The sequence below is a fragment of the Methylophilus sp. DMC18 genome (assembly GCF_056314005.1).
The window spans coordinates 373,808-396,779 of sequence record NZ_JBQUZE010000003.1 but is presented as its reverse complement, the minus strand read 5'-3'; the positions used below and the strand labels follow the sequence as shown (position 1 = coordinate 396,779).

Annotated in this window: 20 protein-coding genes, 1 tRNA gene and 1 pseudogene; 9 read left to right on the top strand and 13 right to left on the bottom strand. The window is 50.1% G+C overall.

The features are described 5' to 3' along the window. Positions 1-13 precede the first annotated feature (13 nt). The 5 genes from ACT53G_RS08910 to ACT53G_RS08890 form a co-directional block, all read right to left on the bottom strand. Positions 14-286 carry a hypothetical protein gene (locus tag ACT53G_RS08910; RefSeq protein ID WP_476169191.1) on the bottom strand — a complete coding sequence of 91 codons (273 nt, stop codon included), beginning with the start codon at positions 284-286 and terminating at the stop codon, positions 14-16. Between the two features lie 15 nt (positions 287-301). Then, on the bottom strand, positions 302-511 hold the full coding sequence (locus ACT53G_RS08905) for a hypothetical protein (protein WP_194748602.1): 210 nt from the start codon (positions 509-511) through the stop codon (positions 302-304). A gap of 121 nt (positions 512-632) precedes the next feature. Further along, the gene (locus ACT53G_RS08900; RefSeq protein ID WP_476169190.1) at positions 633-3,071 is read right to left on the bottom strand and encodes a putative bifunctional diguanylate cyclase/phosphodiesterase; all 2,439 of its coding nucleotides are present in this window, start codon (positions 3,069-3,071) and stop codon (positions 633-635) included. A 334-nt stretch (positions 3,072-3,405) separates the two neighbouring features. After that, positions 3,406-3,726, bottom strand: coding sequence for a hypothetical protein (locus tag ACT53G_RS08895; protein ID WP_476169189.1), 321 nt, complete (start codon positions 3,724-3,726; stop codon positions 3,406-3,408). A gap of 52 nt (positions 3,727-3,778) precedes the next feature. Continuing rightward, positions 3,779-4,120 (bottom strand): PilZ domain-containing protein, encoded by a 342-nt coding sequence (locus ACT53G_RS08890; RefSeq protein WP_194748605.1) that lies wholly within the window; start codon positions 4,118-4,120, stop codon positions 3,779-3,781. Between the two features lie 184 nt (positions 4,121-4,304). Here ACT53G_RS08890 and ACT53G_RS08885 point away from each other — a divergent pair. Continuing rightward, positions 4,305-4,652, top strand: a pseudogene (locus ACT53G_RS08885) (tyrosine-type recombinase/integrase); the annotation flags it as partial. A 227-nt stretch (positions 4,653-4,879) separates the two neighbouring features. Here ACT53G_RS08885 and ACT53G_RS08880 read toward each other — a convergent pair. The 4 genes from ACT53G_RS08880 to ffh form a co-directional block, all read right to left on the bottom strand. Beyond that, the gene (locus tag ACT53G_RS08880; protein WP_476169188.1) at positions 4,880-5,863 is read right to left on the bottom strand and encodes a hypothetical protein; all 984 of its coding nucleotides are present in this window, start codon (positions 5,861-5,863) and stop codon (positions 4,880-4,882) included. A 19-nt stretch (positions 5,864-5,882) separates the two neighbouring features. Next, positions 5,883-6,734, bottom strand: a complete 852-nt coding sequence (locus ACT53G_RS08875; RefSeq protein WP_476169187.1) for a hypothetical protein — start codon at positions 6,732-6,734, stop codon at positions 5,883-5,885. A 152-nt stretch (positions 6,735-6,886) separates the two neighbouring features. Next, a tRNA-Lys gene (locus ACT53G_RS08870) sits at positions 6,887-6,962 on the bottom strand. A gap of 139 nt (positions 6,963-7,101) precedes the next feature. Then, positions 7,102-8,463 (bottom strand): signal recognition particle protein, encoded by a 1,362-nt coding sequence (gene ffh / locus ACT53G_RS08865; RefSeq protein WP_194749092.1) that lies wholly within the window; start codon positions 8,461-8,463, stop codon positions 7,102-7,104. 138 nt (positions 8,464-8,601) lie between these two features. On the opposite strand from ffh, the gene ACT53G_RS08860 reads away from it, so the two are divergent. After that, positions 8,602-9,435, top strand: a complete 834-nt coding sequence (locus tag ACT53G_RS08860) for a cytochrome C assembly family protein (RefSeq protein WP_476169316.1) — start codon at positions 8,602-8,604, stop codon at positions 9,433-9,435. A 33-nt stretch (positions 9,436-9,468) separates the two neighbouring features. On the opposite strand, the gene ACT53G_RS08855 is transcribed toward ACT53G_RS08860, so the two are convergent. The 4 genes from ACT53G_RS08855 to pssA form a co-directional block, all read right to left on the bottom strand. Continuing rightward, a complete protein-coding gene (locus tag ACT53G_RS08855) occupies positions 9,469-10,140 on the bottom strand; it encodes a histidinol-phosphatase (protein WP_476169186.1) in 672 nt (223 codons plus the stop codon). Positions 10,141-10,164: 24 nt separating this feature from the next. Then, complete coding sequence (gene yedA, locus ACT53G_RS08850) at positions 10,165-11,058, bottom strand: drug/metabolite exporter YedA (protein WP_476169185.1); 894 nt, start codon at positions 11,056-11,058, stop codon at positions 10,165-10,167. 84 nt (positions 11,059-11,142) lie between these two features. After that, positions 11,143-12,675 carry a 2-isopropylmalate synthase gene (locus ACT53G_RS08845; RefSeq protein WP_194748610.1) on the bottom strand — a complete coding sequence of 511 codons (1,533 nt, stop codon included), beginning with the start codon at positions 12,673-12,675 and terminating at the stop codon, positions 11,143-11,145. Positions 12,676-12,800: 125 nt separating this feature from the next. After that, entirely contained in the window at positions 12,801-13,589 is a 789-nt protein-coding gene (gene pssA / locus ACT53G_RS08840) for a CDP-diacylglycerol--serine O-phosphatidyltransferase (RefSeq protein WP_476169184.1), read from the bottom strand. Positions 13,590-13,745: 156 nt separating this feature from the next. Between pssA and ACT53G_RS08835 the strand changes: the two genes are divergently transcribed. From ACT53G_RS08835 to clpA, 7 genes are all read left to right on the top strand, one after another. After that, positions 13,746-14,936, top strand: a complete 1,191-nt coding sequence (locus ACT53G_RS08835) for a tRNA guanosine(34) transglycosylase Tgt (RefSeq protein ID WP_338655228.1) — start codon at positions 13,746-13,748, stop codon at positions 14,934-14,936. Between the two features lie 445 nt (positions 14,937-15,381). Then, on the top strand, positions 15,382-15,696 hold the full coding sequence (yajC, locus tag ACT53G_RS08830) for a preprotein translocase subunit YajC (protein WP_194748613.1): 315 nt from the start codon (positions 15,382-15,384) through the stop codon (positions 15,694-15,696). Between the two features lie 60 nt (positions 15,697-15,756). Then, a complete protein-coding gene (secD, locus tag ACT53G_RS08825) occupies positions 15,757-17,586 on the top strand; it encodes a protein translocase subunit SecD (protein ID WP_194748614.1) in 1,830 nt (609 codons plus the stop codon). 44 nt (positions 17,587-17,630) lie between these two features. Next, positions 17,631-18,575, top strand: a complete 945-nt coding sequence (gene secF, locus ACT53G_RS08820; protein ID WP_194748615.1) for a protein translocase subunit SecF — start codon at positions 17,631-17,633, stop codon at positions 18,573-18,575. An 81-nt stretch (positions 18,576-18,656) separates the two neighbouring features. Next, positions 18,657-19,928: an HlyC/CorC family transporter gene (locus ACT53G_RS08815; protein ID WP_313985737.1), complete on the top strand. Its 1,272-nt coding sequence runs from the start codon at positions 18,657-18,659 to the stop codon at positions 19,926-19,928. 81 nt (positions 19,929-20,009) lie between these two features. Next, on the top strand, positions 20,010-20,321 hold the full coding sequence (gene clpS, locus ACT53G_RS08810; RefSeq protein ID WP_194748617.1) for an ATP-dependent Clp protease adapter ClpS: 312 nt from the start codon (positions 20,010-20,012) through the stop codon (positions 20,319-20,321). A gap of 274 nt (positions 20,322-20,595) precedes the next feature. Next, complete coding sequence (clpA, locus tag ACT53G_RS08805; protein WP_194748618.1) at positions 20,596-22,851, top strand: ATP-dependent Clp protease ATP-binding subunit ClpA; 2,256 nt, start codon at positions 20,596-20,598, stop codon at positions 22,849-22,851. The last annotated feature ends 121 nt before the right edge of the window (positions 22,852-22,972 follow it).

Genomic DNA, 22,972 nt, shown 5'->3' with positions numbered 1-22,972 from the left:
CAAAAGCGCGCGCTTAGATGGTCGCCAGTGCCAGGCTGGCCTGCTCATGTTCATTGACTAGCAGGGTCCAGTGCACGCACATGCGGCGCGACACGTGACATATCAGGTCGGAATCCGCGTATTCTGGCGCAGCCAATGTTTCAGCTAGCCGCAACGCCTGTTTGGCCAGGTCATAGGTGGGTTTTTTGATATATAACGTCGCCACATATAGCAGCGAGGCCATCACAGACTCGGCATCGGGCAAGCTGGGGTCATAACGCATGGCAGGCATAGTCATGGTTTGCATGGTGTGTTCTCCTCTCTAAACCGTCATCGCAATCTCGGTCTGCATCACAATCCGTGCCGCCGCCTTGCGCAACATTTCATTAATCACAATAAAGCTGTCTGCTTCAAACTTGAGCGTAGTTCCGCCCACTTCGAGCTCCACCATGTCTGATGACTGGTGATAAAGTACTTTGCATGCGGTGTTGCCGGCCAGCATGGTTTTACCCACAACAGTTTGACGTTTCATCACAAGCCTCCTTTAGCTGATTTAGATTAAATGATAATGATTATCATTTATAAAGTCAACCAAAATGACAACAGGCGTGATAGCGGTGGTAAATAAGGGCCAGAGATCGTGCGATTAGCGATTAGTCACGGTGCGGATAGGCCAGCAAGAATGCGGTGGCATCCTCGACTTGCATGGGTTTGCTTAACAGGTAGCCTTGCATTTCATCACAGCCTTGCGCCTGCAAAAAGGCTTGTTGTTCAGGCGTTTCCACCCCTTCGGCAATGGTTTTCAGGCCCAGGCTGCGCGCCAGTTGAATGATGGCAATGACAATGGCCTTGTCTTCATCATCGGTGGTGAGGTCGCGCACAAAAGACTGATCGACCTTGAGCTTGTAGACCTTGAATTTTTTGAGATAGCTTAAAGACGAATAGCCAGTCCCGAAGTCGTCAATCGACAGCCGTACGCCTAGCGCGTTGAGCGCATCCATCATGGTCACCGCCCCCATGGGGTTCTCGAGGGCTACACCTTCGGTCAGTTCAAGCTCCAGACAATCTGGTGCCACGTCATAGCGCTCAAGCGTGCTTTTCACCAGCGCAGGTAATTTTGGATCACGGAACTGAATGCTGGAGAGGTTGACCGAGACCGTCATCTTGTGTAACCCCAGCTGCTGCCAACGCTGAATTTGCTGCGTCGCCTGTTCCAGTACCCAGCTACCAATGGCAATAATCAGCCCGTTAGACTCCGCCAGTGGAATAAACTCTGCAGGCGAGATAAAGCCCAACTGTGGATGCTGCCATCGCAACAATGCCTCCACGCCAACCAACTGCCCATTCTCCAGTGCAATTTGTGGCTGGTAATACACTGCCAATTGCCCCAAGGCAATGGCGTGACGCAGGCCATTCACCAATTGCAAATTGCGCGCCGTTTGCAATTGCATATGATTACTAAAAAAACGGAAACTGTTACGACTCTCCTGCTTGGCACGGTACATGGCAACATCCGCATTGCGTTGCAGGCTTTCCATATCCAGCCCGTCATCAGGATAAATCGCCACACCAATCGAGGCCGTGATCGTTAACTCATACTGGTCAATAATCACAGGCAACTCAACCACCTTGAGCAGGCGCTCGACCATGTCCTTGGCCATCGCCTGATCGGCCTCAGTCAGCAGAAAGACAAACTCGTCACCGCCCAGGCGACAAATCGTATCTTGCGGGCGCACCATGGCCTGAAAGCGCTTGGTCAGTGCCACCAGCAGATTATCTCCGTAGCGATGGCCCAGACTATCATTCACGTCCTTAAAGTGGTCCAGGTCGAGAAACATCAACGCAAACTGCCCATCCTGATCCCAGGCTTTTTCGATTTCAGCCATCACGCGCTCGGTGAGCAGGTTGCGATTCGGCAGCCCGGTCAAGGCGTCATAATTAGCCAGAAATCGAATGCGTTCCTCAGCCTGTTTTCGCGTGGTAATGTCGCGGATAAACGCGCTGTAATAACGATCATCGTCGCGCTCGATTTCAACAATCGTCAGCTCGATTGGAAACTCCTGACCATCGCGCCGGATCGCCGTGATCTCAATCAACTTGCCCAGTAGTGTAGATTGGCCGGTTTGCTGCAAGCGCAGCATGCCCTGATGATGCGCCTCCCTGTAAGCGGAAGGGACAATGACCTCGCCCAGATCGCGTCCCATGACATCAGCCCGCGCATAGCCAAACAGTTGGCTGGCCGCCCGATTCCACTCTACAATCCGCCCGGCCTGATCAATATTCACAATCGCATCCAGCGCGTTTTCAAGCACAAGCTGCGCGCGCTGCTCACTGATCTGCAAATCCCGCCTAAAAGCCGTGCGCTGCGCCTCTACCGCAAAGCGGTCCAGCGCAAAATCAATATTGGCCGCCATGTCCTTGAGCAAATGCTGGATATTTTCATGAAACGCCTGCGGCTGCTGGGCATACAATGCCAGGCAACCTATCACCCGACCTTCTGTATGCAACGGTAAAAAAGCGGCTGAATGCCAATTGAACTCCTTGGCTTTGTCATGCCAGGGCGCGGTGACCGGATGCGTTTGGAAATGCTGTACCCAGTAAGGATGGTCTGACACAATCGCCAACCCACAAGGTCCTCTGCCACTGACCTGTGAAGGATCTGCCGTAATGGTCAGTTGATCGAGATACTCAAGCCCTGAGCCATAAGCACTCGCCACCCGAACCTGCTTGGTGTCGTGGTCCAGCTCACCGACCCAAACCAGATTCGCGTGGCCCAGATGTACAATAATGCGGCAAACCTGATCAAACAAAGCCTGCTGATTCTGACTTTGAATAATTAACTGATTACACTGGCTTAAAGCCATGTAGAGCTGATTCAGCTGCAGATGCTGCGCGCTGGCTTCAGCCTGCTGTGCCTCCACACGTCGCCTGAAGAGCACTTGCTGGCGCCAGGCCAACCAGCCGCCCACAGTCCACACCACCAGGCCGATCACCAGAAGCAAACTGACAGAACCCGCCTCGGCAGAAAAATCATCGCCCGTCGCCAAATATAGGCAACACAATAGAACACACAAGCCTATCAGCCATATCATTCTGATAAGCGCGCCCTGCCCTGCGAATATGTTTTTTTGTGCAGTCATGGATGTCCAGCTTAAGCCCCCGCACATTAATTTAAGGGAAGTGACTAAAATCAATTCGCCAATTACACAGATAAACATCCGACAAATTGACTGATACAGATGAATCAGTGATACAGACCGGCCAGACATCAACACGACCAGACAAGTTTAAGACAGGGGTATGGCGCAAAATACAAACATCACCAGACCAACAATTACCCCAGCAAAGATGCTAATACAAGCGTTTAAAAATAACCAGCCCATCCCCTGCATGCAAAATGTCACCACTAGACCTCAAGCGCGGGAATCATCCCCAAACCGCATTAAACCAGATATATTTATAATCATAAAAACAACTCGGGGGCACAAAATGGACTTTAAGGTATTCTCGGCATTCTATTTGGTACCACTCATTATCTCCGCCATCGGCTCGCTGATTGAATTCAGAAACTGCGAATTCAACACTCCCAGGCACGCCCTGGGCAAAGCCTTCTTCCTCACCTTCAGGAGCATGGTCCCCGTCCTCAACATCTTCTCCGCCATCCTCTACTTGATGACCTGCGGCGCCTACACCTGGAAAAAGTGCAGCCTGAGCAAAAAACAGTGAGCAAAAAAGAAAAAGACCCAAGGCACACACCCTGGGTCTTTGCATCTCTCGTGGCGACCATCTGCCCACACGCTTATCTGGACATCACTGACTGAATCAAGTGTTTATTTTCTGACGGCACATCCAGAAACTCCAAATTGGTCCTGAATCCCCGCATCCCGCACAAGGATGAAAAAACCACCCGGCAGTTAAACCTGTATTTGCGCAAGCCAGACTCAGCCGCCACCGGAATCTCCACATCACACACCTGCCCCGGCTTGTAATACTTATCCGCAAACAGGCTCATCCCGCTCATGGAAATATCGTGGGTAACTGCAGTATAAGCGCGTCCAGTACTATCAATTAACTGAGACTTTTTGCGCCACAAACGACGGTTTACGTCAGATGAATTGTTGTACAAACTACTGATAGACATGATGCGAAAAACGTCAAAAACATTTACTTAGCTAACCGATATTTTATTAAGGATTTTTGCTCTGAACAAGAGGGTTTTATTTAAAGAAAAATTTTAAATAGGCGGGATTTAGCATAAACACAAAATGCTATACATCATCCTTTAAGGGTGAATAAGCATATCTATGCAATTGCTGATCGTATGGGTATTGGAAGAGCTGCTGGGCGATCACGATCAATACGTGTTTACCTATCAGGGACAACCAATCAAACGAGCGATTACCAATCATGCTTGGTAAACGGCAGTGAAGAAAGCGGGATTATTTGATTTACGCTTTCATGACCTGCGGCATACCTGGACATCTTGGCATCGTCAGGCGGGAACGACTTGCGACAAGTTGAAAGACTTGGGCGGCTGGAAGTCTCGCACAATGGTGGATCGCTATGCGAAGTTTGCAACTGAGCAATTAACGATTGCCGCTTCGCGGATTGAATCGAAACATGAATCCAATGTCGTGGATTTCGCGTCACGTTTACGTCACGCTACAAAATGACAAAAGCCTATGATTTCTCATAGGCCTTTGATTTATTTGGTAGGGTGTGCGGGGATCGAACCCACGACAAACGGATTAAAAGAAAGCTGAACTCCTGCTAATCGCATTACAGGTATATATTAATCAATAACTTACAACGCTCGCAAATTTGTAATGTTAGCCATATTCAGTCTAAGTTAGTACAAATAAGCCTACTGAAGTTACGTTTCAGCTACGTTAGGAGGAGTTTATTTTCCATCAGCTTGAGCGTTGGAGTCGCTTAGCCCCAATAAATCCAGTGATGATAGATAAGTTATCAAATCGTGTATTTTTAGCTTTATACCGTCAAAATAACGAATTAGATTATTCAGGCTATTTTCAATTTCCTTTTCATCTTTTTCTTGTCTTTGTTTTTCTTTGATTGAATATTCAACATCCGATTTTGATTTTAAAAATCTTGGATTTTCTATTGTCATAAGCTCTAGATTTAGATTAGGAGTATCAATAGAAGCTAATTGGTATCCCTCCTCTAGAATATTAGTTGCAGGATCATATTTTTTTAAAATGAAGACGTTGTTATTTCTTTTGATAACAATAGTATTTGGTTTATCTTTTAGTACCTGCATGTCGTATCTTGAAGCAATGTTTTCACTAACTAGCATTGCTAAGAAGGCTACAAAAAGATAGAACACCAGTGTTCCAGTTCTTTCGTAAATTCGACCAGCGGGGGTATTGATTACTTTCACTCCAGTAGCAAGAAACTGGAATTGACTATTCACTCTATTGCTATATTTAATTTTTTTATCGTCAAATACTGCTATCAGCATGCTGGCTGAAATCAATAGCAAATAAAGTATTACCGCATTCCAGTATGAGTGATATGAAAAAAAGTCGAAAATAGCCACTACAGTGGCAACCATGAAGGGGACTGGTTGAACTAGTACCTTTAAGAGAGAGTACTTACTATCGGCCAAAGTTTGGGCAGCTAACAATCCCAAATTCAGAACAAGAATTAAGACTATCATTGCGATAAAAACATACAAAATTATGTATAAATTAATCTCAGCGAATAAAATTGGTATATCGAAATATCTTAAATAAGTAGAATCAAAAATTACTGATGCTGACGGCACAATAATTGGTAGTGCCCACATTATGAAATTCTTATCTTTCCAGAATGGGACTGATTTTTCTTTTACTTGCTGTGCCCTTCTTAAGTTTTTCCGAATCATTAGCAAACCCTTTTACTAGTCATGATGAAATGTTGCGGGATTTGTTTATCAAATCAATCCATTTATCTGGATGGATTAACACTCGATTTGTCTTCAAAGAGGTCATGTCCAAGGTTATATCCTTTGCTGAGTCTTTAAAGGGCTGGACTTCTGCTGTTGTCAGAACAGGAACATTTTCAAAGTAATCCATGAATTTTTCAGGGAAATCATGAACTTTCAAGTTAAAGAGGTCATTTATTTTTTCATTAAATTTCGCAATTTCTACCAATTGCTGATTTAATTGCTCATGGATAGACGGATTTACCTGTGAAATTGTTGCCTTAAGTTGATCCCTAATCGCTTTTTCACGGTTACGAAGCTCTTGCTTCAAAGGTTTTAGTTTTGCATGGGCCATATCAAAGCACATAGTGAAAGCCCAAGGGGTGAGTGCATCATTGATAGCTTTATCTGAAGACCCTAAACTTTTCATCATTGCCCTGATCTTGTCAGCGAACTCGATTAATTCCTTAGGGCCAGGTGCTGAATCCAATCGTCCAACTCCACACTTTAGTCCTACTAGATTTGCACCGGCTAACTCTGTCATCTCTCTGAGTTTATCCATTGCTTCATCTGCTTGGTTTAATTTCTGAGCAAGCTGCCTGGTTTTGGCCTCAATCCCTAGCCCTTTTAATGACTCAAAACGGTCAATAGTGGCTGCAAAAAGGAGCACAAGAGCCGCTGTTAAAGATGTTGCGGCAATCGCAGGAGTTGAATTGAATGCGGCCATCGTTCCAGCCAAAAGATTTGCTGATCCTGCTATGAAGAGAAAAAGGTTTGTTGTCCCATAAAGCAATCTCTGAAAACATGAATGCTCTTGATTTTTATTGCTCATATTTTTTCCCATTATGAGTATTTATACTCAACTTGAACGATTACCTTTTAATTATGCAGCATCTCGATTAGATTCTTTATTTTTTGGTTACGATTTAGTGTACGGCACAATAAAATAAAAGCGGCTTGCATCTCTGCAAGCCGCTTAGTATTTGGTAGGGTGTGCGGGGATCGAACCCACGACAAACGGATTAAAAGTCCGCTGCTCTACCAGCTGAGCTAACACCCCATCTGTTTCTTGTCTGCCGCTTTGTTTTGCGTCAAATTTGAAAGAACGCGATTATGGGGGATGAATTAAATTTGGTCAATGCTGTTTTGGCTTTTTTTGTATAAAAAGTTTATTTTTTTATTCATCCCGATTTTTTGCTTTACATTCCGGGGAATTTTCCGCCCATCATGCCTCCCATGCCCCGCATCAGCTTGGCCATGCCACCTTTGCTAAACATCTTCATCATCTTTTGCGTTTCTTCAAATTGATTGAGCAGGCGGTTGACGTCTTGCACTTGCACACCGCTACCGGCGGCGATCCGTTTTTTGCGCGTGGCTTTAATCAGCTCGGGTTTGCGGCGCTCTTCTGCCGTCATGCTATTAATGATGCCTTCGATGCGGCGCATGGATTTATCCACGTCGTCGGTGTTGATCTTTTGCGCCATGCCGGAAATCTGGCTGGGCATTTTGTCCATGAGTGAGGCCATGCCGCCCATTTTGCGCATTTGCAGCATCTGCGCTTTAAAGTCTTCGAGGTCAAACTTGGCACCAGACTTGATTTTGTCGGCGACTTTTTGCGCCTCGGCCATATCGACCTTTTTATGCGCTTCTTCAATCAGGCTTAAAACGTCGCCCATGCCGAGGATACGGCCCGCCATGCGGTCTGGGTGGAATGGCTCCAAGCCATCCACTTTTTCACTCACACCGATAAACTTGATCGGCTTGCCGGTGACGTGGCGCACCGAGAGCGCAGCACCGCCGCGTGCATCGCCGTCCAGCTTGGTGACGATGACGCCTGTCAGTGGCAATGTTTCGCCAAACGCTTTGGCGGTGTTGACGGCATCCTGGCCTTGCATGGCGTCGACCACAAACAAGGTCTCAGTGGGCTTGAGGTAGGCATGCAGGTCTTTGATTTCGGCCATCATGGCTTCATCAATGGCTAAACGACCGGCCGTATCAAAAATCACCACATCGTAGTAATTCTTTTTGGCTTGATCCATGACCTGCGCAGCAATGTCCAGCGGCTTTTGCTGTGGGTTGGAATCAAAGCAGTCGATCTCGAGCTGTTTGGCCAGCGTTTGCAGCTGGGTAATCGCCGCAGGGCGGTAAACGTCGGCACTGGCCAGCAGGACTTTTTTCTTTTGCTCTTTGAGCAGCTTGGCCAGCTTGCCTGAGGTGGTGGTTTTACCTGCCCCCTGCAAACCTGCCATCAAAATCACCACAGGCGGCACAGCGGCCAGGTTAAGGCCGACGTTGGCTTTACCCATGAGCTCGGTGAGTTCATCATTCACTACCTCAATCACGGCCTGGCCGGGGGTGAGGCTTTGCAATACGTCGCGGCCATTAGCACGCTCTTTCACGCGTGCAATAAAGTCTTTAACTACTGGCAGGGCCACGTCGGCCTCCAGTAGGGCCATGCGGACTTCGCGCATGGCATCGGCAATATTGTCTTCAGTCAAACGGGCTTGGCCGCGCAGGTTTTTAATCACGCCCTGCAAACGGCCGGTCAGGTTTTCCAGCATGGAAGGCCTTTCTTTCATCATTCATGAAATTTGTATAAAGTGATTTTACATCATGGTGGGGCAACCCTTGCAATAAAGCGCATGCATCCGGCGTTTGCGCGGCAGTAACCCTAGGCGAATGCAATGAGTTTTGCCATAATGCCAAGCATGACTCAACACCTGCTCCCTTACCTGATTGTCGCGTTTGTCTATATGGCGGTGGCGCTCGATTACTGGCGCATTGCCAAACAGGGCAAACCGGTCAATGAAAATGCTTTTCCGTTTCAACTGCACGGCGCGATGGTGGCGCTGGGACTGGTCATGCATGGCGGCCTGCTCTATCGGGATATGTTTGCTATCGGCTCAGTTAATTTGGGGGTGTATTACGCGCTGTCGGCGATTTTATGGCTGACGGTGTTGATTTACTGGGTGGCCGATTTAAAACATTCATTACACAGCTTGCAGGCCTTCGTCTTGCCGCCTGCCGCGCTTTGCGTGCTGATGCCAGGCTTTGCGGTGACAGACTATTATGTGGATACCCACGGCTTCACCCTGTTTAACCTGCATATCCTGATCGCCATACTGGCTTACAGCCTGTTTACCTTTGCGGCGCTGCATGCGTGCCTGATGCGCATGGCCGAGCGCGCCTTGCACCAAAAAAACAGCTGGCTGGCGCTGCAAGGCTTTCCACCGTTACTGGTGCTAGATGCGCTTTTGTTTAAAGTGTTGCACGTGGGTTTTGTCTTGCTGACGATTACCTTGATCAGCGGTATGTTATTCAGCGAAGAAATTTTTGGCAAACCCTTGCAGTTCAACCACAAAACCGTGTTTTCGATTGCCTCATGGATGATCTACGCCTGGCTGCTGTTCGGGCGCTTTAAATATGGCTGGCGGGGCAAAGTCGCCACGCGCTGGACGCTGGTGGGCTTTGTCTTGCTGCTGCTGGCGTATATAGGCAGCCGCTTTGTGTTACACGTGGTGCTGGGGCGCTAATTATTTAGCGCCTGCCAGCATACACGGCTCTTATTAGTTTCGCAGACTGATGATAGGCCAGCCTTGGCCTTGCGCGTAGGCGGTCAGCGTAGGGTCCGCATCCACAGCGACCGGATTGGTCACCAGTTTCATGAGTGGCAAATCGTTGTGTGAGTCACTGTAAAAATAACTTTTCTCAAAATCGGCCAAGCGCTGACCACGTGCAGCCAGCCACTCGTTCAGACGCGTCACCTTGCCTTGCTGAAAGCTGGGCGTGCCACTGACGCCACCAGTATATTGCCCATCCACCATTTCAGGATCGGTGCCAATGAGATGCTCGATGCCGTATGCGGTGGCAATCGGCTTGGTGACAAAGCTGTTAGTCGCGGTAATGATCATGCACAAATCACCGTTGGCTTTGTGCTGGTTGACCAGGTTTTGTGCTTTTTGCGTCATCATCGGGCGGATGACGTTGGTCATATATTTTTTGTGCAACTCATCCAGAAACGCTTTGGGATGTTGCGACAAAGGCTGCAACTGGAAATTGAGAAAAGCATAAATATCCAGACAGCCGTTTTTATAGTCTTCGTAAAACTGCTCGTTGCGCGCCTTGTGCTGCGCGCCATCCAGCAGGCCTTCACTAATCAAAAACACGCTCCAGTTATAGTCGCTATCCCCCGCCAGCAGGGTGTTGTCCAAGTCAAATAAGGCCAGGTTTTGTTTCATCACGCTTCATTTCTTTAATCAACATTAAACAATCTGTTCATCGGGCACGGCTTCTTTGGTTGCCGTCAGCACTAAAAAGACGCCGACCAGAATCACGGCCAGCGAAATATATTCCATGAGGTATATCTGTTCGTCGGCAAACCAGACGCCGACGACAAAGGCGACCACCGGATTGACAAAGGTGTTGCTACTGGCGACCAGGGGACGCACATGATGCAATAACCAATGGTAGGCAGAAAAAGCAATAATAGACCCAGGCACGATCATAAAGCCCAGCGCCACCCATGCCCGGGGCGACACCTGCGCAGGCATATGCTCGCCAAAGGCGATACTGAATAAAAACGCAATGATCCCGCCACACAACATCTGGCTAGCGGCACCCATGAGCCCGGAAGGCATAGACAAATGTTTGCCCCAGACCGATCCCAATGACCAGCATGCGGCTGCAAACATCAGCAAGCAGGCACTGACCCAGTCGCCTTGCAGGCTGCCGCGGGTATTCAGCAACAAAATCCCAATCAGACCAATCGCAATGCCCAACCATTCGCGGCGGCTGATTGTGTGCCCCCACAGGCTGGAAAAAACCGCCATCCAGATGGGCGCAGTCGCAATCGCCAAGGCCGCAACGCTGGAGGAGACATGCAGTTGCACATGTGACACCGTCCCATTGCCCAGCACGGGCAACAGCAGGCCAACCAAGGCCGCGCCACGCCACTGCAAGCGTGTCGGCGGCGCATGCCCGAGCAAGCGCAAACTGACATATAACAGGCTACCGGCAATGGTAAAACGCAGCCCCACCATCACAAAGGGCGGAAAGCTCTCAATCGCATACTTAATCGCGAGGTAAGTTGAGCCCCAGATAAAGTAGGTACAAGCCAGCGCAATGGTCACCAACAACCAATGATTTCTTTGCGTCATTGCGGCTTGCCTTTCCAGGGTGTCATGGTTGAAAAAAGAAAACGCTTGTTACCCGCAGGCAACAAGCGTTTGTTCAGAGCCTGCTTACACTTGCGGGTTCAATTTTTCTGCTTTTGCATACAGCTTGTTGAGGCCATTCAGATAAGCTTTAGCGGAGGCGACGACAATATCGGTATCGGCGCCCTGACCATTGACGATGCGCCCACCCTTGGATAAACGCACGGTCACCTCCCCTTGCGCATCGGTGCCACTGGTGATGTTGTTGACCGAATACAGCAGCAACTCGGAATCACTTTGCACCACGTTTTCAATCGCCTTGAAGGTCGCATCGACCGGACCACCGCCATTGGCTTCGGTACGCTGCTCGCTACCATCCACACTCAGGGTCAAAATCGCGTGCGGGATCTCGCCGGTTTGCGAGGCCACTTGCAAGTAGCTCAGCTTGAACATTTCGCGGCTTTCCTGCACCACTTCATCACTCACTAGCGCGTGCAAATCTTCGTCAAAGATTTCCGATTTTTTGTCAGCCAGCTCTTTAAAGCGCGCAAACGCCGCATTGAGCGCGTCTTCACTTTCGAGCTCAATGCCCAATTCTTTCAACCGGGTTCTAAACGCATTGCGGCCAGACAGTTTGCCCAGCGTCAATTTATTGGCACCCCAGCCCACATCTTCGGCACGCATGATTTCATAGGTCTCACGATGCTTGAGCACGCCATCCTGATGGATGCCAGACTCATGCGCAAACGCGTTGGCACCGACAATAGCTTTATTCGGCTGCACAGGATAGCCGGTGATGGTTGACACCAACTTGGACGACGGCACGATTTGCGTGGTATCAATGCGCGTGTTCAGGTTGAAAATATCGCTACGGGTTTTAATTGCCATGACGACTTCTTCTAGACTGGCATTCCCGGCGCGCTCGCCCAGGCCGTTGATTGTGCACTCGACCTGACGTGCACCATTCATGACTGCTGACAGCGAGTTGGCGACCGCCATGCCGAGGTCGTTATGGCAATGGGTAGACCAGACCACTTTGTCCGCGCCCTTGACGCGCTGGATCAAGGTGGCAAAGCGCTCGCCCCACACCGCAGGCAGGCTGTAACCCACCGTATCCGGGACGTTAATGGTTTTGGCGCCCGCTTCAATCACGGCCTCAAACACGCGCACCAGAAAATCAATCTCTGAGCGTACCGCATCTTCCGCAGAAAACTCGACATCCTCAGTATACTCACGCGCCCATTTGACGGCTTGCACAGCACGCTCAACCACCTGGTCTTCCGTCATGCGCAGCTTGTTTTCCATATGGATTTTGCTGGTGGCAATAAACGTATGGATACGGCCACGGACGGCATGCTTGATCGCCTCGCCGGCACGGCGCACATCGTTTTCACTGGCTCGTGCCAGCGAGCAAACGGTAGAGGTTTTAATCACCTTGGCGATCTCGGAAATCGCGTCAAAATCACCGGGGCTGGCGGCAGCAAACCCGGCTTCAATCACATCCACGCCCAATTTCTCCAACTGGCGCGCAATGCGGATTTTTTCTTCTTTAGTCATCGCCGCGCCGGGGCTTTGTTCGCCGTCACGCAGCGTGGTATCAAAAATAATAATTTGTTCCATGAATATTCCTAATCTGACAGCCGGATTTTACCCGCTTGTCCTTTAAATGACTATAACCGCGCCCACACCGCAGGCGTCAAATAAAAAACGCGCTTAGCCAAGCGCGTTTTAGAGAAGACTCTGCACTAGGCAGTATTTTTGGCTTGCAGCCGCTCGCGTGCCCACATGTAATAGCCAGACAAGGCATACACAAACACCACGCTAAACAACACTTCTGGCGGGCTGTATGAAATCAGCACAAAGGCCATCACCACCGCCAGAATGGCTACAAACGGCACCGAATGTCTTAGGTTGATATCCTTGCCGCTGTAGAACTTGAGATCAGAGACCATAGAGCCTGCGGCAAAAATAGTGATAAACCAGGCAATCCATTTCACCTGCAAGGCGCCAAAGAAAATCTCGCGGCCATCGATATTGTATTCATAAGACACCCAGACAAAGCCGGCAATCAAGGCTGCGGCGGCCGGACTTGGCAAGCCCTGAAAGTAGCGCTTGTCCTGAAAGGGATCATCCAGCTTGGTATTGAACCGGGCCAGGCGCAAGGCGGCACAGGCCGCATAAATAAACGCCGCAATCCAGCCCAGCTTGTTCATGGGCTGCAAGGCCCACACATACATGATCAGCGCCGGGGCGACCCCGAACGACACCATGTCTGCCAAGCTGTCATATTCAGCGCCAAACGCACTTTGGGTATTGGTCATGCGTGCCACACGGCCATCCAGGCCATCCATCACCATGGCAATAAAAATCGCAATCGCTGACTGCTCAAAGTGCTGGTTCATCGCCTGCACGATCGCGTAAAAACCGCCAAATAGCGAAGCTGAGGTAAACAGGTTGGGTAGCAGGTAAATCCCGCGCTGCCGCAGGGTGGTGTGTTGTTCGCGTCTAGACTGGCGGTTTTGTGATTCAACCATAAGGAACTTTTCAGAATTGCAGAATACCTGCATTGTTGCGGGCAATCACAAAAAATGCAAGCGTGCCCCCTGCATGCAAGCGGGTTTTCTCCGCAAGAAGCAAGTATCCCGGCTGTGCTAAAATAGCGCTTTATTTAAGCCAGTTATCGCGCGTTCATGCAGTTTTCCTTACACAATACCGACGGCCTAGCTCGCCGCGGCACCGTCAGCCTGCCCCATGGTGAAGTACAAACGCCGGCCTTTATGCCTGTGGGCACCTACGGCACGGTTAAAGCCATGTCTCCACAGGAGCTCAATGAGATTCAAGCCCACATTGTGCTCGGCAATACTTTTCATTTGTGGTTACGGCCGGGCCTGGAAGTGATTGCAGCGCATGATGGCCTGCATAAATTCATGGGCTGGGATAAGCCTATTCTGACCGACTCAGGCGGTTTTCAGGTGTGGAGCCTGGGCGACTTGCGCAAAATTACCGAAGAAGGTGTCAAGTTTCAGTCCCCCATCAACGGCGACCGCTGCTTTCTGACACCTGAAGAGTCCATGCGCATCCAGCGTGTACTCAACAGTGACATCGTCATGATTTTTGACGAGTGCACACCCTACCCGGCCAGCCATGATCAGGCGCGCAAGTCGATGGAACTCAGCCTGCGCTGGGCACAACGCAGTCGCGATGCTTTTAATGTCTACCAGACACACACCATCGCGCATACCCTGACCCTGCAGGGTGGCCAGGAACAGGTCGCACAACTGCGTGCCGAGCATCTGCCCACCAACGGCAATGCACTTTTCGGCATTATTCAGGGCGGCATGTACGAAGACCTGCGCGATATTTCGCGCCAGGGCCTGGAAGCCATTGGCTTCGATGGCTATGCCATTGGCGGCCTCTCGGTCGGCGAACCCAAAGAAGACATGTTACGCATCCTGGCACATACTGCGCCACAAATGCCTAAAGACAAACCTCGCTACCTGATGGGCGTCGGCACCCCTGAAGACCTAGTGGATGCCGTCAGCTATGGCATTGATATGTTTGACTGTGTGATGCCCACCCGTAACGCCCGTAATGGCTGGCTGTTCACGCAATACGGCGATGTGAAGATCAAGAACGCTAGTTACAAAACGGATACACGCCCACTGGATGATGAGTGTGAGTGCTATACCTGTCAGCACTTTAGCCGCGCCTATTTGCATCATCTGCACCGCATCGGCGAGATTCTTGGCGCGCGTTTGAACACCATCCATAACCTGCATTATTACCAGGTGTTGATGCAAGGCATGCGGGCGGCGATCGAAGAAAACCGCTTTGAGGCGTTTAAGGCGGAATTTGCCCGGAAACGGGCAGAGAAGCGTTAAGAACAACTCCATGCTTGTAGAGGTGAATGAAACACTGAGGCATAAGCTTAATCGATGATCGATTTACTTCGCCTTTAGGCGACTGCTCTTTCTTATGCTTGTCCATCAAAAAGAAGGCAAAGAAAACGACACCCTAGCTTCCGCTTATCCCCTCCGTTGCTCGCCAAAACAAGCAGTCACGAAACTCGACCTCGCAGCTCACAAAATGCGTGAGCCGCTGCGTGACTCGAACAGTCGCTCCCTTTACTAACGCTCATGCTTCAATTATAACCAAGCTAATATTACCCTCGTCTAGATTCCGGCCTCCGCCAGAACGACAACGCTCATAAAACGCATTTCAGCAAATAACGCCCTTTCATCCTCGAATCACACCCCGCCATTTATTCTTCTCTTGCCTGTGCTAGAATCGCGAGTTACTTATTAGATTCATTCAGGAACAAGTATTATGTTTATCAGCAATGCCTATGCCGCTGGCGCGCCAGCCACCGACTTTATGAGCTTTTTGCCTATGGTGGTCATTTTTGTGTTGTTTTATTTCATGCTGATCCGCCCACAAGTCAAGCAGGCCAAGCAGCATAAATCCATGCTCGAAACACTGAAGGCAGGCGATGAAGTGGCGACCAACGGCGGGATTGTCGGCAAAGTGACTAAAGTCAGTGAAAATTTTGTCAGCATCGAAATCGCGGCCAATACCGTGGTGCATGTACAGAAACATACTGTGCAGACCTTGCTGCCTGCTGGCACTTTAAAATCGATTTAACTGTTATCCATTTAGTGCAAGCGCAAAGCGCTTGCCTTTCATTCTGAACAAGAGTTTGTTATGAACCGTTATCCGTTATGGAAATTCGTGCTGATTGGCACCGTGATTGTGATTGGGCTGCTGTACACGATCCCCAACTTTTTTGGGGAGTCGCCTGCGGTACAAATCAGTCCGGCCAAAACTTCGCTCAAGCTGGATGAGGGCTTGCTGCGCAAAGTGGAGGATACGCTCAAGCTCGCGGATATTCCGTTTGATGGCGTGTTTATGGATGCGAGCGGCGTGAAGGTACGTTTTGCCAATACCGATACGCAACTGCTGGCAAAAGACAAATTGGTCGCCAACCTGGGCAAAGACTATACCGTCGCGCTCAATCTGGTGCCACAAACGCCAAACTGGCTGCAAAGCATAGGCGCCAAGCCGATGTATCTGGGTTTGGACTTGCGTGGCGGCGTGCACTTTCTGCTGCAAGTAGACATGAAAGCCGCGCTGGATAAAGCCGCAGAAAGCACCATGGGCGATTTCCGCATGGCCTTGCGTAAAGAAAAAGTCAATTATTTCGGCATTGAGCGCCAGGGCCAAGTGGTGGTAGTGAAATTTGAATCCGAAGCAGAAGCCACCAAAGCACGCAACCTGCTGGCAAAGGACTATTCTGACCTGACTTATAAAATTACGGGCAGCGACAAGGACTTCAACCTGACAGCCAGCATGAGTGTGATGGCGCAAAAACGCATTCAGGAATTCGCACTCAAGCAAAACCTGCAAACGCTGCACAACCGGATTAACGAGCTGGGCGTCGCTGAGCCTATCGTGCAACAGCAAGGCATGGACCGCATTGTGGTGCAATTGCCTGGTGTGCAAGATACCGCCAAGGCGAAGGAAATCCTGGGCCGGACCGCGACTCTGGAAATCCGCATGGTAGACGAAGAGAAGTCTGACATGGCTACTTTGCAAAAAGCGCAAAGCGGACAGGTGCCGTTTGGCGATGAGATGTTCACTGACCGTGAAGGTCGCCCCGTACTGGTGAAAAAGAATGTGGTGCTGACTGGTGACCGGATTACCGATGCAGGGCCTGGTGTGAATGGCCAAAATGGCGCTTCAGTCGTGAATGTCACGCTGGATGGCCGTGGTGCGGGAATCTTTAAAAATGTCACCCGAGAAAACGTTGGCAAACGCATGGCGATTTTGCTGATTGAAAAAGGTAGCACCGAAGTGATTACAGCGCCGGTGATCAATGAAGAAATTGGCGGTGGCCGCGTACAGATTTCCGGCATGGCCAACGCGCAGGAAGCCACAGACATTTCATTGCTGTTACGTGCCGGGGCATTGGCCGCACCGATGGAAATCATTGAAGAGCGTACTGTGGGCCCAAGCATGGGTGAAGAAAACATCAAACGTGGTGTGCACTCTACCCTGTGGGGCTTTGCCGCGATTGCGGTCATGATGATTGTGTACTACATGGTGTTTGGGGGCGTCTCGGTCATGGCTTTGGGTGTGAATCTGCTATTGCTGGTTGCCATCCTATCCATGTTGCAAGCCACACTTACTCTGCCAGGTTTGGCCGCGATTGCACTGGCCCTGGGGATGGCAATTGACGCCAACGTACTGATCAACGAGCGTATCCGTGAAGAATTGCGTAACGGCAATACGCCGCAAGCCAGTATCCATGCTGGTTACGATCGCGCGTTTGATACGATTCTGGACTCCAACGTGACGACCTTGATTGCAGGTCTGGCACTGTTCATGTTCGGGACCGGCCCGATCAAAGGCTTTGCTGTGGTTCACGTGCTGGGCATTATGACCTCTATGTTTAGTGCCGTGCTGGTTTCTCGTGCACTGGTGAATCTCTTGTATGGCTATCGCCGCAAGATTGAGCACCTGCGGATCGGCTAATCCGTGACCTGCCACGACTAGAAACGCATTTAAGAGAACACATTATGGAATTATTCAGAATTAAAAAAGACATCCCGTTCATGAGTTACGGGCGTCTGACCACTTCAATCTCGCTGATCACGTTTGTGCTGGCAATTTTCTTCCTGTTTCACCGCGGCCTCAATTATGGGGTGGACTTTACCGGCGGGACCGTGATGGAAGTACATTACCCGGCCGCTGCCAATATCGAGCAAATTCGCCAGGTCATGGATGCGGTTGGCTTGAAAGATGTCACGGTGCAGAACTTTGGTTCTAGCCAGGATGTGCTGATCCGCCTGCCCGTCAAAAAAGAATTATCGATTGCCCAGCTCTCTGAAAAAATCTCGACGGCCCTGAAAGGCGCGGATGCAGGTGCTGAAATCCGTCGTGTGGAGTCTGTCGGCTCACAAGTGGGTGAAGAGTTGTATGAAAATGGGGCGCTGGCCTTGCTGCTGGTCTGCGCAGGCATCATGGGTTACTTGGCCTTGCGTTTTGAATGGCGTTTTGCGGTAGCTGCCATCATCGCCAACATGCACGACGTGATTATTATCTTGGGCTTCTTTGCGTTCTTCCAGTGGGAATTCAACCTGACGGTGCTCGCCGCGATTCTTGCCGTGCTGGGTTATTCGGTGAACGAATCTGTGGTGGTCTTTGACCGTGTGCGCGAAAACTTCAAGAAAATGCGTAAAGCCAGCGCAGTGCAAGTGATTGATAATGCGATTACGCGCACCATGTCACGCACCATCATCACCCATATCATGACGCAAACCATGGTCTGTTCCATGCTGTTTTTTGGTGGCGAAACCTTGCACAACTTCTCACTGGCCTTGACCATTGGCATTCTGTTCGGCATTTACTCATCCGTATTGGTTGCCTGCCCGATTGCCATGTGGCTGGGCGTTAACCGTGCCAACCTGATTGGTGACAGCGAGAAAAAACCGAAAGAAGACGAAGCCGCCCTCGCCCCCTAAGCCGTAGCCTAGTCCCAGTTTCCCTTGATTTTTAGCCACTGGTGAGTACACTAGTGGCTTCTTGTTTTTATCGTCGCCCCCTTGGACAATATCCCCTTAAGCTGGCAGATTTGCCTGCTATTGCTGTTGCTGGCTTTTACGGCCTTTTTCTCTATTGCCGAAACCAGTTTAATGTCGCTGAACCGTTACCGCATGCGACATCTGGCCAAAGAAGGTCACCGCGGGGCTAAACTGGCAAGCCGCTTGATTGCGCAAACCGACAAAACTCTGGGTGCCATCCTGCTGGGCAACACGTTTTGTATTGTGGGATCCTCGACGCTGGAAGTGATTATTTCGGAGCGTCTGTTTGGTGAGGGCGACTATGTGCTGATGTTTGGCTCGCTGGCCATCACTTTTGCCATTCTGGTGTTCAGTGAGATTTCGCCAAAAGTGATTGCCGCTGCCCATGCCGAAAAACTGGGCTTTGCCAGCAGTTACCTGCTCTACCCGCTATTATGGTTATTCACGCCCGTGGTCTGGTTTGTCAATCTGTTTGTGAAAGCCTTCCTGAAAATACTCAGGGTACGCGTTAACTTTGACGAGCAGGCCCAAGCGGTAACCTCTGAAGAACTACGCAGCATTGTCAGCGATGCCGGGCAATATATTCCGTCACAAAGCCGGACCATTTTGCTCAACTTGCTTGATCTGGAAGACATTATTGTCGACGATGCGATGACCGCGCACACCATGGTGGAATTCATAGACCTCGATGATCCGATTGAGCAAATCATGGAACAACTGGTGCGTAGCCACCACTCGCGGCTGCCAGTGCGCCAGGGCGATCATGAAGACATTGTTGGCATTTTACATGTGCGCAAAGTACTGCCGCTCCTGCGCGACTTCCATACTGGCCAGGCGCCCACCAAAGCGTTGCTGCAGGCAGCGATGAGTCTGCCCTACTACATCCCTTCTGGCACACCGCTGTATACCCAGTTACAGCAGTTCCAGAAGCACCATGAACGCATTGCGCTGGTGGTAGATGAATATGGCGAATTCAAAGGCCTGCTGACACTGGAGGACATTCTGGAAGAAGTGGTCGGTGAGTTCACCACTCAAACGCCAGAACATGAACGCCAGTTTCATCAACATGAAGATGGCAGCTGGCTGGTGGATGGCAGCAGTCTGTTGCGCGATCTCAACCGCAAATTGAAACTCTCGTTGCCTACCGATGGTCCACGTACATTGAATGGACTGATTCTGGAGCACTTTGAGGATATTCCCGAGCAGAATACCAGCTTCAAGATCGGTGATCACCGGCTCGAAATCCTGGAAGCGCAGGATCGTATCGTCAAGCGCGTCAAAATTTATCTTTAAAACACGGCTAACTTCCGTATCCAGCACTTGAATTTTTTAATACAAGGCGCAAAATAAGTCCTAAGACAGGTATACGAAACTATGGCAAGACCCAAGCGTGATAGTGATTTGGCGGTAGCCCCTCAAGTTGCCAAACCCAAACCTCCCGAACTGTTCAAGGTGTTGTTACTCAATGATGACTACACCCCGATGGAGTTTGTGGTGGCAGTGATTGAGCGTTTTTTTAGCAAGACCCGCGAACAAGCGACGCAAATCATGCTCAAAGTACATACCGAGGGTGTGGGCGTATGCGGTGTATACCCACAAGACATAGCCGAAACCAAAATGCACCAGGTGCTGGAGTCGGCCAGAGAAGCGCAACATCCCTTGCAATGCGTCATTGAAGCGGCGTAACACAGGGTTGAAGCCGGGAATAGGCATCGCAAGAATATCGGGCAAATACGCTGACATTCTTGCGCTTCAAAGTATCAGCAGCAGTGGTAGCATGTGAATACATGGTTTCATTCAGTTTGACTCATTTAAACTTGAGCAAATAGTACGATTGGGGCATTGAATTTTTTTGAAAAAAGCACGATAACAAGAAAACAAATCGTTTTTGCCAGTTAGCGAAGGGTTGCTGTTGTGAATCCGGCGTTTTTTGTAGTGTAGTGTATTAAGGAAAGTCATCATGATTGCTCAAGAACTTGAAGTTAGCCTGCACATGGCTTTTATGGACGCGAGACAAAAGCGTCACGAATTGATTACGGTTGAGCATCTGTTATTGGCTATGTTAGATAACCCGACAGCCGCAGAAGTCCTGCGTGCTTGCGGTGCCAAATTTGATACCCTGCGTAGCGAACTCAGCCAATATATTGAAGAACACACGCCGACAGTGGCTGGCAGCGATGAGGTTGACACGCAGCCGACGCTTGGCTTTCAACGCGTCATCCAGCGCGCCATGCTGCATGTGCAGTCCTCCGGCAAAAAAGAAGTGACGGGCGCCAATGTGCTGGTCGCAATCTATGGCGAAAAAGATTCGCATGCCGTGTTCTTCCTGCATCAGCAAGGCGTGACTCGCTTGGATGTGGTCAACTTCATTTCACATGGCGTGGCCAAAATCCAGGAAAACGAGCAAAAATCCAGCAGCAGCGAACAGGAAACTGAAGGTGAAAGTGTCAGCACCGGCGCACTCGAAAACTTCACCCTGAACCTCAATGCGCAAGTTGTTGCGGGCAAAATTGACCCGCTGATTGGGCGTGGCCTGGAACTTGAGCGCGTGATCCAGACATTGTGCCGTCGCCGCAAAAACAACCCGCTGCTGGTGGGTGAGGCAGGCGTAGGTAAAACTGCGATTGCAGAAGGCTTGGCTTCACGCATCGTCAACAAAGAAATTCCAGAAGTGCTGGAAAATGCCACCGTGTACTCGCTCGACATGGGCGCGCTGTTGGCTGGCACCAAATACCGTGGTGATTTCGAGCAACGCTTGAAGGCCGTCATGAAACAATTGTCCGAGAAACCGGATGCGATTTTGTTTATTGATGAAATCCACACACTGATTGGCGCCGGCTCTGCCAGTGGTGGCACGCTGGATGCGAGCAACCTGCTCAAGCCAGCGCTCTCAAACGGTTCCCTCAAGTGCATAGGTGCGACCACTTATCAGGAGTACCGCGGCATCTTCGAGAAAGACCACGCCCTGTCTCGTCGCTTCCAGAAAATCGACGTGCAAGAGCCTAGCGTGGCTGAGACCATTGAAATTCTCAAAGGCCTTAAGACCCGCTTTGAAGAGCATCATAGTGTGAAATATAGTGCCAGCGCCCTGACTGTGGCCGCTGAATTGTCTGCCAAATACATCAACGACCGCCATTTGCCAGACAAGGCGATTGACGTGATTGACGAAGCAGGAGCAGCCCAGCGCATTCTGCCAAAGAGCAAGCAGAAAAAAATTATTGGCAATAAAGAGATTGAAGAGATTATTGCCAAGATTGCGCGCATTCCGCCGAAAAATATTTCCAGTGATGACCGCAATGCGCTCAAAACGCTGGAACGCGATCTCAAAGCCGTGGTGTTTGGTCAGGACAAGGCAATCGAAGTATTGTCTTCTGCCGTCAAAATGGCTCGCAGCGGTTTGGGCAATGGCAACAAGCCGATTGGCAGCTTCCTGTTTGCGGGTCCCACCGGGGTCGGTAAAACCGAGGTGGCCAAACAATTGGCTTACATCCTGGGCATTGAGTTGCTGCGCTTTGATATGTCCGAGTATATGGAGCGTCACGCCGTCTCCCGCCTGATTGGTGCGCCTCCGGGCTATGTCGGCTTTGATCAGGGTGGTTTGTTGACTGAGGCGGTCACCAAGCAACCATACTGCGTATTGCTGCTAGATGAAATTGAAAAAGCCCATCCTGACATCTTCAACATTCTGTTGCAGGTGATGGATCATGGCACACTGACAGATAACAATGGCCGCAAGGCGGATTTCCGCAATGTCACCATTATCATGACGACTAACGCGGGTGCAGAAAGCATGTCCAAAGCCAGCATAGGCTTTACCAACAGCAAGGACAGCACCGATGAAGCTGCTGACCTCAAGCGCTTGTTCAGCCCTGAGTTCCGTAACCGTCTTGATGCGACCGTGTCGTTCAGTGCCTTGAACCAGGAAGTCATACTGCGCGTGGTAGACAAGTTCTTGATGCAGCTTGAAGATCAGTTGCATGAGAAAAAAGTGGATGTCACCTTCAGTGATGAGCTTAAGGCTTATCTGGGCAGAAAAGGCTTCGATCCACTCATGGGTGCGCGTCCGATGGCACGCCTCATCCAGGATACGATCCGCAAAGCCCTGGCCGATGAATTGCTATTTGGTAAGCTAAATGATGGTGGTCAGGTCCATATTGATATTGATGAACATGACCAGATTCAGTTGAATTTTAAAGAGGAAACTGTTTCAGCCTGATTTGGATTGAACTTTCATCGCACAAAGGCCACTCTAAACGGTGGCTTTTGTGTTTCTTGCACTGCTTTAGTGCAAAAAAACCATGGACACGAGTCATGCGATTGCTGCCTGGCCCCCGTGT